Below are 269 nucleotides of genomic sequence, written 5' to 3'. Positions count from 1 at the left end.
CAAGTTGATCTTGCCGTCCGGACGAATCTCTTTGATGTAGGCTTTCAGTTTTTTACCGACAAACAGTTTACCAAAGGCTTCTGTCTTAAAGAAAAGTCCCCAGTGCAAATCTTCGATCACCGCTTTGTAACCCAGCTCAGTCGTTTCTGCGATCAAGACTTTCACTTCATCACCAACTTGATAAGGTGCAGGTGTTTTATCCAGAAAGCGGTTCAGTTTCGTTGAGCCACCGATGCGACCAGAGGCTTTATCGGTATAGATTCGCACCA

The 269-nt window shown here is 45.4% G+C and carries 1 pseudogene; it reads right to left on the bottom strand.

From position 1 onward, the window contains the following. Window positions 1–269: pseudogene (locus ACYP03_RS26360) on the bottom strand (GntR family transcriptional regulator); the annotation flags it as partial.

Source organism: Photobacterium sp. R1 (assembly GCF_054600795.1).
This window is presented reverse-complemented; position numbering and strand designations above follow the sequence as displayed.